11 protein-coding genes are annotated in these 13,638 nt (G+C 71.1%); 9 read left to right on the top strand and 2 right to left on the bottom strand.

From position 1 onward, the window contains the following. Positions 1-20 precede the first annotated feature (20 nt). The 9 genes from AC3RJ6_RS11410 (at position 21) to AC3RJ6_RS11450 (ending at position 11,160) form a co-directional block, all read left to right on the top strand. On the top strand, positions 21-989 hold the full coding sequence (locus tag AC3RJ6_RS11410) for an AAA family ATPase (RefSeq protein WP_491427195.1): 969 nt from the start codon (positions 21-23) through the stop codon (positions 987-989). Beyond that, the gene (locus tag AC3RJ6_RS11415) at positions 986-2,302 is read left to right on the top strand and encodes a DUF58 domain-containing protein (protein ID WP_491427196.1); all 1,317 of its coding nucleotides are present in this window, start codon (positions 986-988) and stop codon (positions 2,300-2,302) included. Before AC3RJ6_RS11410 ends, AC3RJ6_RS11415 begins: the two co-directional genes overlap by 4 nt. Next, positions 2,299-4,635 (top strand): transglutaminase TgpA family protein, encoded by a 2,337-nt coding sequence (locus AC3RJ6_RS11420; RefSeq protein ID WP_491427197.1) that lies wholly within the window; start codon positions 2,299-2,301, stop codon positions 4,633-4,635. Before AC3RJ6_RS11415 ends, AC3RJ6_RS11420 begins: the two co-directional genes overlap by 4 nt. Positions 4,636-4,829: 194 nt before the next feature. Next, complete coding sequence (gene leuC, locus AC3RJ6_RS11425) at positions 4,830-6,278, top strand: 3-isopropylmalate dehydratase large subunit (RefSeq protein WP_491427198.1); 1,449 nt, start codon at positions 4,830-4,832, stop codon at positions 6,276-6,278. Further along, positions 6,278-6,898 (top strand): 3-isopropylmalate dehydratase small subunit, encoded by a 621-nt coding sequence (gene leuD, locus AC3RJ6_RS11430; protein ID WP_491427199.1) that lies wholly within the window; start codon positions 6,278-6,280, stop codon positions 6,896-6,898. The genes leuC and leuD overlap by 1 nt, the downstream gene beginning before the upstream one ends. Beyond that, positions 6,895-8,265, top strand: coding sequence for a UDP-N-acetylglucosamine 1-carboxyvinyltransferase (gene murA / locus AC3RJ6_RS11435; protein ID WP_491427200.1), 1,371 nt, complete (start codon positions 6,895-6,897; stop codon positions 8,263-8,265). Before leuD ends, murA begins: the two co-directional genes overlap by 4 nt. Before the next feature lie 7 nt (positions 8,266-8,272). After that, a complete protein-coding gene (locus AC3RJ6_RS11440) occupies positions 8,273-9,049 on the top strand; it encodes a lysophospholipid acyltransferase family protein (protein WP_491427201.1) in 777 nt (258 codons plus the stop codon). After that, entirely contained in the window at positions 9,039-10,172 is a 1,134-nt protein-coding gene (locus AC3RJ6_RS11445; RefSeq protein WP_491427202.1) for an NAD(P)H-dependent glycerol-3-phosphate dehydrogenase, read from the top strand. Before AC3RJ6_RS11440 ends, AC3RJ6_RS11445 begins: the two co-directional genes overlap by 11 nt. Continuing rightward, complete coding sequence (locus tag AC3RJ6_RS11450; RefSeq protein WP_491427203.1) at positions 10,072-11,160, top strand: D-alanine--D-alanine ligase family protein; 1,089 nt, start codon at positions 10,072-10,074, stop codon at positions 11,158-11,160. Before AC3RJ6_RS11445 ends, AC3RJ6_RS11450 begins: the two co-directional genes overlap by 101 nt. 57 nt (positions 11,161-11,217) lie before the next feature. Here AC3RJ6_RS11450 and AC3RJ6_RS11455 read toward each other — a convergent pair whose 3' ends face one another. Both AC3RJ6_RS11455 and AC3RJ6_RS11460 read right to left on the bottom strand, forming a co-directional pair. Further along, complete coding sequence (locus tag AC3RJ6_RS11455) at positions 11,218-11,745, bottom strand: DUF3515 domain-containing protein (protein ID WP_491427204.1); 528 nt, start codon at positions 11,743-11,745, stop codon at positions 11,218-11,220. A gap of 47 nt (positions 11,746-11,792) precedes the next feature. Beyond that, the gene (locus tag AC3RJ6_RS11460; protein WP_491427205.1) at positions 11,793-13,454 is read right to left on the bottom strand and encodes a substrate-binding domain-containing protein; all 1,662 of its coding nucleotides are present in this window, start codon (positions 13,452-13,454) and stop codon (positions 11,793-11,795) included. Between the last annotated feature and the right edge of the window lie 184 nt (positions 13,455-13,638).

A 13,638-nucleotide genomic window follows, 5' to 3' on the forward strand; every position in this document is an offset into this window, starting at 1 on the left:
CACCGAGAGAGAGACGAAACATGGCAGTGACCCAAGAACAGGCGGCCTGGTTCCAGGATGCCTTCGCGAAGCTCGTCGACAACGTCGACAAGGCGATCCTCGGCAAGCGCGACGTCGTCGAGCTCGTCGTCGCGGCGCTCCTGACCGGCGGCCACGTGCTCCTCGAGGACTACCCGGGTACGGGCAAGACGGTGCTCGCGAAGGCGTTGGCGAACACGTTGGACGGGACGAACTCGCGGATCCAGTTCACGCCCGACCTGCTGCCGTCGGATGTGACGGGTGTCACGATCTACGACCAGGGGAAGGGGCAGTTCGAGTTCCATCGGGGTCCGATCTTCGCGTCGATCGTGCTGGCGGATGAGATCAACCGGGCGTCTCCGAAGACGCAGTCGTCGCTGCTCGAGGTGATGGAGGAGGGCAAGGTCACGGTCGACGGCGTCTCGTACGAGGTGGGCAGCCCGTTCATGGTGATCGCGACGCAGAACCCGGTGGAGCAGGCGGGCACGTATTCGCTGCCCGAGGCGCAGCTCGACCGGTTCCTGATCAAGACGTCGCTCGGGTACCCCGACCACGACACGGCGGTGACGCTGCTGCTCGACTCGGCGAACCGGGCGCGGGCGGCAGGCGTCACCCCGATCATCGCCGCCGAGTCGGTCACGCAGATGTCGCAGCTCGCGAGCGAGGTGCACGTCGACGCAGCGGTGCTGTCGTACCTCAACGAGATCGTCGCGGCGACCCGCGCCCACAAGGACTCCGCGCTCGGCGTCAGCATGCGCGGCGCGCTCGCGCTCGCCCGTGCGGTGAAGACGTGGGCGATCGCGCACGGTCGCGGCTACGCGACGCCCGACGACGTGCGCGAACTCGCACTGCCGGTGCTCGCGCACCGCATCATCGTCGACCCCGAGGCCGAGTTCACCGGAGCGACCGCTGAGGACATCGTGAATCGCGTGCTCGTCGAGATCGCTCCGCCCGCCTACCGCGCAGCATGACGACCACCCGGAGCGAACGGGCGGCGGCACCCGCAGCGGTGCCGCCGTCGCAATCGCGCATCGCCGCACGACTCGCCGCGTCGACGCTCGCCGGCGCGTTCGGTCGCGCGGGCGCGGGGCTCCGGACCGCGTGGCACGGCGTCGCCCGCGCGTGCGCGCCCGCCGTCTCGGCGGTGTCGACCGTCGGCTGGTTCGTGATCGCCGCAGCACTCGTGTCGTTCACGATCGCAGCCGTCTTCGACTGGGTCGAGTTCGTCTATCTCGGCACGACTCTCACCGCCGCGCTCCTCGTCGCACTGCCGTTCGTGCTCGGCCGCATGCGCTTCGAGGTCGACGTCGACCTCGAACCGCACCGCGTCGTCGCCGGCGGTCGCGCGCTCGGCCGGCTCCGGGTCACGAGCACGGCGCCGCGCGGCACGGCGCCCGCGAAGATCGAGTTGCCCGTCGGCGAAGGCGTCGCCGAGTTCGTGGTGCCCGCGCTCGCGAACGGCCAGACGCATGAAGAGCTGTTCGCAGTGCCCACGCACCGCCGCGCCGTCATCGTCGCCGGTCCTGCCGTGTCGGTCCGGGGCGACCAGCTCGGGCTCCTGCGTCGGGCCGTGCGCTGGAACGAGCCGGTCGAACTCTTCGTGCACCCGCTGACCGCGCGCATCAAGCCCTCGGCTGCCGGCCTCGTGCGCGACCTCGAGGGCGAGACCACGAAGATCATCACCGATCACGACATCTCGTTCCACGCCCTCCGCGCGTACGAACCCGGCGATCCGCTGCGCAACGTGCACTGGCGCAGCTCTGCGCGCACCGGCACGCTCATGGTGCGCCAGTACGAGGAGTCGCGGCGCTCGCAACTCGTGCTGCTCATGTCGACCGCCCGCGCGCACTACGCCGACGACGACGAGTTCGAACTCGCCGTCTCGGTGTTCGCCTCGATCGGCGTGCAGGTCGTGCGCGACCGCACCCAGCTCGCGGTGCTCACCGACGCGGGGCGTCTCTCGACGACGACGCCGACCGCGTTCCTCGACGACACTTGCCGCATCGTGCAGACCGACCGCAAGCACGCAAGCATCCGCGAGTTCGCCCGCGAGGCGTCGCGCCGGCTGCCGCCGCCGAGCGTGGCGATGATCGTGACGGGGTCGGGTGCCGCCCTGCCCGACGTCCGCGCGGCCGAGACCGTGTTCGGTCCCGAGACCCAGCTCATCGCCGTGCATGTCGAACGGGGAGCGTCGGCCCGCATCGGCCGGGTCGCCGACACGACGGCCGTCACCGTCGGCGGACTCGCCGAACTCCCCGGGCTCATGCGGAGGGTGCACCCGTGAGACGACTCTCCGCCACCGCGATCACCGACCTCGCCGTGCTGTCGGTGCTGTCGCTGCTCGGCATCGCCGGATTCGAGACGAGCTTCGGCGGCCTCGGATTCTTCATCGCCGCCGTCGCCGGCATCGTCGTGGGCACGCTCGCCGCCGTGCTCGGCAGCGTGCTCCGCCTCGGCGTGCTCACGACCGTGCTCGTCGCGATCGTCGCGTACTTCCTCCTCGGCACCCCGTTCACCATGCCCGGCTCGGCGCTCTACCTGGTGCTGCCGAGCCTCGAATCGCTCGCGGGTCTCGCGCTCGGCGCGGTCTACGGCTGGGCCGACATCCTCACGATCGGCACGCCCGTGCAGGCGCCCGCGTACATCGCCGTCGTGCCGTACTTCGCGGGGTGGCTCGTCGCACTCGCCGGATCGTTGCTCGTGCTGCGCTGGCTGCCGAAGCGGCGCACCGTGCTGCGCGCGAGCCTGCTGCTCATCGGCCCGGTGCTGCTCTACCTCTCGGGAATCCTGCTCGGCACCGACCAGGCGTTCCTCGCGGGCGTCCGCGGTGTCGCGTTCGCGGTGATCGCGCTGACCTGGCTCGCCTGGCGCCGCGGCTCGGCCGTCGAGGCACAGGGCGATGGGGCGAAGCGGCTGCGCGATCGCCGTATCCGCGGGTCGATCGTCGTCGTCGCCGGCGCGGTCGTCGTCGGCGCCGTCTCGGGGTTCGCGCTCGCGCCGACCACCACCGAGCGGTTCGTGCTGCGCGACCAGGTCGTGCCGCCGTTCGACACGACGGAGTACCCGAGCCCCCTCGCCGGGTTCCGCGGCTACACGAAGACGAAGGCCGACGACACGCTGTTCACCGTCACCGGCCTGCAGCCGGGCGACACGATGCGCCTCGCCACCATGGACGCCTTCGACGGCCAGCTCTACAACATCGCCGGGCCCGACGGGCGCGCCGCCGACGGCGGCTACGCGATCACGGGCGAGACGCTGCCCGAACCGCCGCTCGCGACCCTCGACGGTGAGCGATCCATCGAGGTCGTGATCGACGGGTACGCCGACGTCTGGCTTCCGACGGTCGGCTACGGTTCCGACCTGAAGCTCGGCGGCGAGGCATCCGACCGCGGCGGCGAACTGCGCTACGACTCGGCCGCAGGCACCGCCGTGCTGAAGGGCGGTGCGAGTCGTGGAGTGGAGTACCGCCTCGAGGCCGCGGTGCAGCGCCAGCCCGACGACGAGGAGCTCGTGAACACCCCGGTCGCCGAGGTGGAGCTCGCCGCGATCGACGACTCGCCCGACGTCATCGCGGCGAAGGCGAAGGAGCTCGCCGGCGACTCGCCGAGCCCGATCGAGCAGTTGCGCGCCATCGAGAAGGGCCTCGCGAACGGCGGGTTCCTGAGCCACGGCCTCGCCTCCGACGAAGCGCCCTCGCGCGCCGGGCACGGCGCCGATCGGCTCATCGAGCTGTTCACGCGCTCCGAGATGATCGGCGACGACGAGCAGTACGCCGCCGCGATGGCCCTCATGGCACGCTCCCTCGGCTACCCCGCCCGGGTCGTCATGGGCTTCGCGCCCGAGATCGACGACGGGGCGAAGGTCGAGGTGCACGGGTCGGACGTCTCGGCGTGGGTCGAGGTTCCGTTCGACGGCGTGGGTTGGGTGGGCTTCTTCCCGACGCCTGAGCGCACCGACGCCCCGAAGCTCGAGACGCCGAAGTCGAAGACGGTGCCGCAGCCGCAGGTGCGCCAGCCCCCGCGGGCCGAGCACGCCGCCGACGAGCTGCTCTCGACGACGCAGATCGACGACAGCGAGAAGAAGCGCGACAAGGACCGCCCGTTCGAGGTGCCGATGTGGGTGTGGGTGGCTTCGACGTCGCTCGCCGTGCCGCTCGCGATCATCTTCCTCCCGATGCTGTTCGTGCTCGCGCGCAAGCGCGGCCGCCGGCGTCGCCGGAGACGCACGCTCGACGACCGCAGCTCGGCCGGAGCGTGGGAGGAGCTGCTCGACCGTTCCTCCGAACTCGGCGTCGAGGCGCCCGACGGGGCATCCCGCCGGCAGGCGGCGCGCGCGATCGAGCGCCAGCTCGCCGAGCAGGGTCTCGAACTCCGGGTCGACGGTGAGCCCGTGCACCTCACGACCCTGGCCGCGACGATCGACCGCGACGTGTTCGCCGGCGAGGACGTCGTGCCCGAGGTCGCCGAGCGCCGCTGGACCGAGGTCGACGCGATCGTCGATGCGATGGGCCGGGTCGCCGGCGGCCTGCGCCGGTTCGTGGCCCGGTACCGGTTCGCGAAGCACGGCCGGATGCCTCGTCGCGGCGCCGGCGGCGATCGAGGAGCCGATGCGAGATGAGCGCTCGGCACGTGACGCCCGATGACCGCCGACCGTCCGGCGGCGGCCGGCGCGGCGGCGGCGAGGTGTTAGCCTGATGGGCATGCGCGCGCCACGACTTCTCCTTCGTCGCCGCGACGGGGCTTCGATCTGAGGCCGTCCCCGTCGCGGAGTCCGTCGTCGGCCGAAACCGATCCCCGAAGGAAGACGAACGAATGAACGCTGCGCACGATGACGCCGCACGTCCCCGCACGCTGGCCGAGAAGGTCTGGACGGACCACCTCGTCAAGCAGGGCGAAGACGGCACCCCCGACCTGATCTACATCGACCTGCACCTCGTGCACGAGGTCACCAGCCCGCAGGCGTTCGACGGCCTGCGCATGGCCGGCCGCCCGGTGCGCCGCCCCGACCTCACGATCGCCACCGAAGACCACAACACCCCGACGCTCGAGATCGACCGGCCGATCGCCGATCCGACGAGCCGCACCCAGATCGAGACCCTCCGCAGGAACGCGAAGGAGTTCGGCATCCGCCTGCACTCGCTCGGCGACAAGGAGCAGGGCATCGTGCACGTCGTCGGCCCGCAGCTCGGCCTGACGATGCCCGGCATCACGGTGGTCTGCGGCGACTCGCACACGTCGACGCACGGCGCCTTCGGCGCGATGGCGTTCGGCATCGGCACGAGCGAGGTCGAGCACGTGCTCGCGACGCAGACGCTGCCGCTGAAGCCGTTCAAGACCATGGCGATCAACGTCGAGGGCGCCCTGCGCCCCGGCGTGACCGCGAAGGACATCATCCTCGCCGTCATCGCGAAGATCGGCACGGGCGGCGGGCAGGGCTACGTGCTCGAGTACCGCGGCTCGGCGATCCGGTCGCTCTCGATGGACGGCCGCATGACGATCTGCAACATGTCGATCGAGGCCGGCGCCCGCGCGGGCATGGTCGCCCCCGACGAGACCACGTTCGCGTACCTGAAGGGCCGCGCCCACGCGCCGCAGGGAGACGACTGGGACGCGGCGGTCGAGTACTGGAAGACGCTGCCGACCGACGAGGGCGCCGAATTCGACGCCGAGGTCTTCATCGACGCCGACGCCCTCGAGCCGTTCGTCACCTGGGGCACGAACCCCGGCCAGGGCGTCTCGCTCTCCGAGTCGGTGCCCGATCCCGCCTCGTTCGACGACCAGCACGAGCGGGCCGCCGCCGAGCGCGCGCTCGAGTACATGGACCTCGCGCCGGGCACCCCGCTCAAGGACATCAAGGTCGACGCCGTCTTCATGGGCTCGTGCACCAACAGCCGCATCGAAGACCTGCGGGCCTTCGCCTCGATCATCGAGGGCAAGCAGAAGGCCGACGGCGTGCGCGTCATGGTCGTGCCGGGCTCGGCCCGCGTGCGGCTCGAGGCCGAGGCCGAGGGACTCGACAAGGTGTTCGAGGCGTTCGGCGCCGAGTGGCGCTTCGCGGGCTGCTCGATGTGCCTCGGCATGAACCCCGACCAGCTCGCCCCGGGCGAGCGGTGCGCCTCGACGTCGAACCGCAACTTCGAGGGCCGCCAGGGCAAGGGCGGCCGCACGCACCTCGTGTCGCCGCTCGTCGCCGCCGCGACTGCCATCAGGGGCACGCTCTCGAGTCCCTGGGATCTGCAGCACGAAGGAGAGGCCCGCTGATGCAGAAGCTCACGACCGTCACCGGCGTCGCCGTCCCGCTGCGCCGCTCCAATGTCGACACCGACCAGATCATCCCCGCGGTGTTCCTGAAGCGCGTCACCAAGACCGGCTTCGACGACGCCCTCTTCCACGCATGGCGCCAGGACCCCGAGTTCATCCTCAACCAGCCCGCGTACGAGGGGGCGAAGGTCCTCATCGCCGGGCCCGACTTCGGCACGGGCTCGAGCCGCGAACACGCCGTCTGGGCGCTGCGCGACTACGGCTTCGACGTCGTCATCAGCTCGCGCTTCGGCGACATCTTCCGCGGCAACTCGGGCAAGCAGGGCCTGCTCGCCGCCCAGGTCGCCTACGAGGACGTCGAGCGCCTCTGGGAGGTCGTCGAGGCCGATCCGGGAATAGCCGTCACGGTCGATCTCGTTGCACGAACGGTGAGCGCCGGTGCGCTCACCGTGCCGTTCGACATCGACGACTACACTCGATGGAGGCTTCTGGAGGGCCTGGACGACATCGGCCTCACCCTCCGGGACGAAGACGCCATCGCCGAGTTCGAGACGCATCGAGCGGCGTGGCGCCCCAAGACGCTCCCCATCAGGGAGCCGGCGGAATCAGGGAGTCTGTGAACACACTCGGGCAAGATGCCAAGAACCATGGAACGGCAGTCGGGTTGAACGTCGACAAGATCACGATCAACGGCGGCAAGCCGCTCCGGGGCCGGATCGAACTGAAGGGCGCCAAGAACCTCGTCACCAAGGCGATGGTCGCGGCGATCCTCGGGGACACCCCGAGCGTGTTGAAGAACGTGCCCAACATCAGCGACGTGCGCATCGTGCGCGGGCTGCTCGAGGTGCACGGCGTGAGCGTCACCCACGGCATCGAGGAGGGCGAGCTCATCCTCGACCCGTCGGGTGTCGCGACCGCGCACATGGCCGACATCGACGCACATGCGGGCTCGAGTCGCATCCCGATCCTGTTCTGCGGACCGCTGCTGCACCGCCTGGGCGAGGCGTTCATCCCCGACCTCGGCGGCTGCCGCATCGGCGACCGGCCGATCGACTACCACCTCGAGGTGCTCCGCAACTTCGGCGCCATCGTCGAGAAGCTGCCGAGCGGCATCCGCATGTCGGCGCCCGCGGGCCTGCACGGCGCCAAGGTGTCGCTGCCGTACCCGAGCGTCGGCGCGACCGAGCAGGTGCTCCTGACCGCAGTGCTCGCCGACGGCATCACCGAGCTCTCGGGCGCCGCGATCGAGCCCGAGATCATGGATCTCATCAACATCCTCCAGAAGATGGGCGCGATCATCACGGTCGACACCGACCGCGTCATCCGCATCGAGGGCGTCGACAAGCTCGACGGCTACACGCACCGCGCCCTCTTCGACCGCAACGAGGCCGCGAGCTGGGCCGCAGCGGCCCTCGCGACCGACGGCGACATCTTCGTCGGCGGCGCCCGCCAGGCCGAGATGCTCACCTTCCTCAACGTCTTCCGCAAGGTCGGCGGCGCGTTCGAGATCGAGGAGGAGGGCATCCGCTTCTACCACCCCGGTGGCGAGCTCAAGCCGGTCATCATCGAGACCGACGTGCACCCGGGCTTCATGACCGACTGGCAGCAGCCCCTCGTCGTCGCCCTCGCGAAGGCGAAGGGCGTCTCGATCGTGCACGAGACCGTCTACGAGCAGCGGTTCGGCTTCGTCGACGCGCTCGTCGAGATGGGCGCGTCGATCGAGGTGCACAAGGAGTGCCTCGGCGGGCGGCCCTGCCGGTTCGGCCAGCGCAACTTCAAGCACTCCGCGGTGATCTCGGGGCCGGCGACGCTCACGGGCGCCGACATCGAGGTGCCCGACCTGCGCGGCGGCTTCAGCCACCTGATCGCGGCGCTCACGGCCGAGGGGCGTTCGACGGTCTCGAACGTCGGCATCATCGCCCGCGGGTACGAGGACTTCATCACGAAGCTCGAGCTGCTCGGGGCGGATTTCGAACTCGAAGGATAATAGGGGAGTGCCACACGACACCTCCTCGGCGCCCACCCCTGCGAAGCCGCGGTCCGAGACCCGTCGACCGTCGTTCTTCTGGGTGCTCGCCGTCCTCATCCTGCCGATCATCAACCTGGGCATGCGCTACCGGTTCCACCACCGCGAGCGCATGCCCCAGACGGGTGCGTTCGTGCTCGCGCCGAACCACTACAGCGAGATCGACCCGGTCGTGATGGGCGCCGCGAGCTGGAAGCTCGGGCGTGCCCCGCGGTTCCTCGCGAAGGCGTCGCTCTTCAAGAACCCCGTGCTGGGCTGGTTCCTGCGCACCTCGGGCCAGATCCCCGTCGAGCGCACCGGCTCGAACGGCCACCAGGCTCTGCGCGCCGCCGAAGAGCTCGTCGAGAAGGGGCGGATGGTCATCGTCTACCCCGAGGGCTCGCTGACCCGCGACCCCGACCTCTGGCCCATGCGCGGCAAGACGGGCGCCGTCCGCATCGCACTCGAGCGCGGCATCCCGATCATCCCCGCCGCGCACTGGGGAACCCAGGCGGTCATGCCGCGCTACGGCAAGAAGATCAGCCTCTTCCCGCGCAAGACGATCGACGTCATCATCGGCGAGCCGTTCGACCTCAGCGAGTACCGCGGCAAGCCGCTCGACCAGGCGATGCTCCTCAAGGCCACCGGAGAGCTCATGGACGCGATCGCCGAACTCCTCGCCGAGGTGCGCGGCGAGCCCGCGCCGGCCGAGCGCTGGAACCCGGCCGCCCACGGCCAGAAGGAGACGGGGCGCCTTGAAGACTAGGCAGAGGGCGCCCCATCGCACGCGCGTCGCGGTGCTCGGCGCGGGCAGCTGGGGCACGACGTTCGCGAAGATCCTCGCCGACGGCGGCGCCGATGTGGTCCTCTGGGCCCGCCGGCCCGAGATGGCCCGCGAGATCCAGGAGGCGAAGCGCAACAGCGACTACCTCCCGGGCATCAACCTGCCGCTGAGCCTGCGTGCCACGAGCCGCCTCGACCTGGCCCTCGCGGGGGCCGAGCAGGTGTTCGTCTCGGTGCCGAGCCAGTCGCTGCGCGACAACCTGCACGCGATCCGGCCGCACCTGCACGCCGAGGCGAAGGTGATCTCGCTCATGAAGGGCGTCGAGAAGTCGACGGGCCTGCGCATGAGCGAGGTCATCGCCGACGTGCTGCCGATCGACGAGTCGCAGATCGCCGTCATCTCGGGGCCGAACCTCGCCCTCGAGATCGCGAAGGAGCAGCCCACCGCTGCGGTCGTGTCGTCCACGAGCCTCGAGACGGCGCAGGCGGTCGCGTCGATCGCGCGCAACAAGTACTTCCACTCGTTCGTCAACACCGACGTCATCGGCACCGAGTTCGGCGGCGTGCTGAAGAACCTCATCGCGGTCGCCATCGGCATCGTCGACGGCGCGGGCTACGGCGAGAACACGAAGGCCTCGATCATCACGCGGGGGCTCGTCGAGATGACCGACTTCGCGGTCGCGTTCGGCGCCCACCCCGAGACGCTGTCGGGCCTCGCGGGCCTCGGCGACCTCATCGCGACGAGCCAGTCGCCGCTGTCGCGCAACAACACGGCCGGGCGGCTCCTCGGGCAGGGGTACCACCTCAACGACGTGGTGAACCAGATGCAGCAGACCACCGAGGGCCTCGCCTCGGTCGGACCGATCCTCGAACTCGCGCGGGCGAAGGGCGTCGACATGCCCATCGTCGAACAGGTGCGACAGGTGCTCGCGGGCACCCTCGACCCGAAGGACATCGCGCCGCACCTCACGACCGACGACGAGCCGCAGGGCGAAAGGACGAAAGATGGACAAGCTCACGGTGGTTCTGCTGTTCGGCGGGCGCTCAAGCGAGCATTCGATCAGCTGCGCCACGGCGGGCGGGGTGCTGGGGGCGATCGACCGTAGCCGCTTCGACGTGATCCCCGTCGGGATCACGCGCGACGGCGCCTACGTGCTCGAGGCCGACGACCCGGCGCGCTTCGCGCTCGACCCGGCGCACCTGCCCGAGGTCGTCGACAACGGCACCCGGGTGGCCTGGCCCACCTCGGCGTCCTCCCGCGAGCTCACCGTGACGGATGCGTCGGGCACGCGCTCCCTCGGCGACGTCGACGTCGTCTTCCCGATCCTGCACGGCCGGTTCGGCGAGGACGGGACCATCCAGGGCCTGCTCGAGCTCGTCGGCCTGCCGTACGTCGGCAACGGCGTGCTCGCCTCGTCGCTCGGCATGGACAAGCACTTCACGAAGACGGTGCTCGAGGGCGCCGGCATCCCGGTGGCCCCGTGGGTCACCGTGACCCGTGCGGGCATCGATCGCGACCCCGAACTGTGGCACCGACGCGTGCACAGCCTCGGCCTGCCCGTGTTCGTGAAGCCGGCGCGCGCCGGTTCGTCGGTCGGCGTCACCAAGGTCGACGACTGGGCGAAGCTGCACGACGCGCTCGACGTGGCCTTCGCCGAAGACGGCACCGTGCTCGTCGAGGCGGCGGTCGTCGGTCGTGAGATCGAGTGCGCCGTGCTCGAGGGGCGCGACGGTGCGCCGCAGGTGAGCGTCGCCGGTGAGATCGTGATGACCGGCCGCGAGTTCTACGACTTCGAGGCGAAGTACCTCGACGCGCCGGGCGTCGAGCTCGTCTGCCCCGCCGACCTCGGCGACGGCGAGCTGTTCGAGCTGCAGCGCATCGCGCGCCGCGCGTTCGAGGCGATCGGCGGCCAGGGGCTGGCCCGCGTCGACGTGTTCCTCGCGGGCGAGGGATTCGTCGTCAACGAGATCAATACGATGCCGGGCTTCACGCCCATCTCGATGTTCCCGACGTGCTGGCTGGAGTCGGGGCTCAGCTACCCCGAGCTCATCACCGAGCTCATCGAGGTCGGGCACACGACCGGCGCCCGCTAGCGCGGAGGCAGGGGCGCTCCGACGCGGGCGTCGCGCGCCGGCGCGTGTGCGGGCCGGTCAGCCGTCGGTGCCGGCCAGCGGGGTCGCGTCGTCGACCGCCGAGCACGCCGCCTCGGCGGGGATGACGGAGACGGCGTTCGAGAGCTCGGTGATGACCGTCGTGCCCGAGACGACGTCGCTGTCGACGAGCACCTCGACCGCGGGGGTGCGTCCGTAGGTCGTGAACCGGTAGTTCGGCGCCTCCGACTCGTCCATCAGCCAGTCGACGCCGTTCACCGAGTAGCACGGGTCGGTCGTGGGCGGCGGCGAGTCGACGCCGCAGCGCAGCAGCACCGACGCGGGGGAGCCCCACGCGCCCGTGCCCTGGGCGTTCGTCTCCCGCTCCGCCTGCTCCTCACCGGTGTCCTTCGCGAGCACGTCGGGCAGTCGCACGACGAGGGCCGCGCAGTCGGGCGAGCTCGCGTCGTCGGCGGCGTCGATCGGCACGGGCTGGCTGCAGCCGGTGAGTGCGAGTGCGAGTGCGGCCGCGGTCGCGGCGACGAGGACGAGGCGGGCGCGACGGGGGCGCGCGTTCGGGAGAGACATCCCCTTCAGGGTAGCCGCCGCATGCCGAACGCCCGCTGCGCGCCCGGTCAGCAGTTGGGTCGGCAGGCGCGCTGCGAGAGCGCGTCGGTGAGCACGGTCGAGAGGTCCTGCGGCTTCGCGGCCGAGTAGGCGGCGCCGCCCGTCGCCTTCGCGATCGCGCGCATCGCCTCGACGTCGGTGTCGGGTCCGATCCCGACCATGACGACCGGCACCGGCTTCGACGGGTCGTCGAGCTCCTCCAGCTCGCCGAGCAGCCGGTCGAGCGAGATGCCGTCCTCGTCCTCATTGCGCCCGTCGGTGAGCAGCAGCACCGAGTTCACCCGATCGGCGTCGTAGCTCGTGCGCACCTGCGCGACGGCGGCGAGCACGGTGTCGTAGAGCCCCGTCGCTCCGCCCAGGCGCCCCGGCAGCGAGGCGATCGCCGTGTCGATGCGTGCGCGCTGCTCGGCGTCGCCCAGGCTCTCGACCGGTGCGAGGGGCTCCCAGTCGCGGTCACCGGCGCGTGCGGTCGAGAAGATCCACATGCCGAGGTCGACGTCGCCGGAGAACTGCGAGAGCGTCTTCGTCGCCGCCTGGGTGAGCAGGTCGATGCGTCGCAGGCCCGTGACGGTCGGCTCCTCCATCGAGCCCGACACGTCGATGACGCTGAGGATGCGGGAGCGGAGGCTCAGCACGCCCCACGTGCGCAGGATGGCGACCTGGGCGCCCGCGGCGGTGGCGTCGACGGTGACGGCGTCGGCGAGCACGCCCTCCTGCTCGAGCTCGCCCGACCCCGTGCCGTCGCGGAAGCCGTCGGCGGCGAACGCGTCCTTCGCCGACCAGAGCGCGAGCTTCAGCGCGTCGAGCTCGCGGGCGTGCAGTGCGAGGGCTCGTGCCTCTGGATCGTCGTCGGCCGCGTCGTCGGCGGCTGGGAGGTTCTTCGCGAGCTCCGACTCGTCGAGCACGCGCAGGAAGGGATAGCCGAGGGCGAGCGTACCGTCGGTCGGGTACAGCGCGACCAGCGGCGTCGACCCGCCCCCCCGGTTGTGCCGGGCGATCTGCTGCTCGCTTGCGATGACGACCGCACCGTCGGCGCCGTCGAGCGCGGCGAACGCGTCGTCGGTCGAGGCGGGCATCGTGTCGTTGAGCTCGATCATGGCCTCCTGGAACTGACGCGGCGAGCCGATGTCGGCGCGCCGCTCCATCGCCTGCAGCGCGCTGAGGCTGGCCGACGAGGCATCGGGGTCCGGCAGGAGCGCGGTGAACCCGCCGTCGAGCAGGGCGTCCCAGCTGAGGCCCTCGCCGTTGACGGCGTCGGCGCGGTCGGCACGGGCCGCGAAGACGACGGGGCTCGAGGCGATCGCCCGCTCGAGGGCGAGGTCGGGCACCGGGCGCCCGAGCGACCGCGCGATGCTCGACATGCGGACGAGCCAGACGGGGGAGTCGGGGATCCAGGCGTCGACGTTCGAGGCGTTGCCCGACGCGAGCATCGCGGCAGTGTCGGCCGAGGCCTGCGCGACGACCTCGGTGCGCGAGCACGAGTCCTCGGCGGCGTCGTGGTCGGCGGCGACGGCCTCGACCGTGGGCGCGATCGCGGGGTCGGCCACGACGGTCAGCTCGACCGGTCTCGTGCAGGGCGTCTCGGGATGCATCCAGCCGTCGAATCCGCCGCTCGCCCAGGCGACGCCGGCTCCGCCGACGAGTGCGGCGACGGTCGCGGCGGCGGCCACGCCGATCATCAGCCGGCGGCGGCGTCGACGGATCGCGGTTCGCTCGGCTCTCTCGCTCTGTCGGCTCACGCGTGCTCCATTGCAGGTGGCGATGAGCGGGGTGGTCTCACCGCGATCGGGTCGGTTCGTGCGAACCCGGCGGCAGCGCGCCGCCACGTTCGTAAGGATCCATTACACACCATCG

It is taken from the genome of Agromyces cucurbitae, from assembly GCF_058349945.1.

What these genes read in the sequence shown, in the direction of transcription:
- AC3RJ6_RS11410 (WP_491427195.1), top strand. Translation starts at nt 21, where the DNA reads ATGGCAGTGACCCAAGAACAGGCGGCCTGGTTCCAGGATGCCTTCGCG.
- leuC (WP_491427198.1), top strand. Translation starts at nt 4,830, where the DNA reads ATGAACGCTGCGCACGATGACGCCGCACGTCCCCGCACGCTGGCCGAG.
- AC3RJ6_RS11455 (WP_491427204.1), bottom strand. Translation starts at nt 11,745, where the DNA reads ATGTCTCTCCCGAACGCGCGCCCCCGTCGCGCCCGCCTCGTCCTCGTC.
- AC3RJ6_RS11450 (WP_491427203.1), top strand. Translation starts at nt 10,072, where the DNA reads ATGGACAAGCTCACGGTGGTTCTGCTGTTCGGCGGGCGCTCAAGCGAG.
- leuD (WP_491427199.1), top strand. Translation starts at nt 6,278, where the DNA reads ATGCAGAAGCTCACGACCGTCACCGGCGTCGCCGTCCCGCTGCGCCGC.
- AC3RJ6_RS11415 (WP_491427196.1), top strand. Translation starts at nt 986, where the DNA reads ATGACGACCACCCGGAGCGAACGGGCGGCGGCACCCGCAGCGGTGCCG.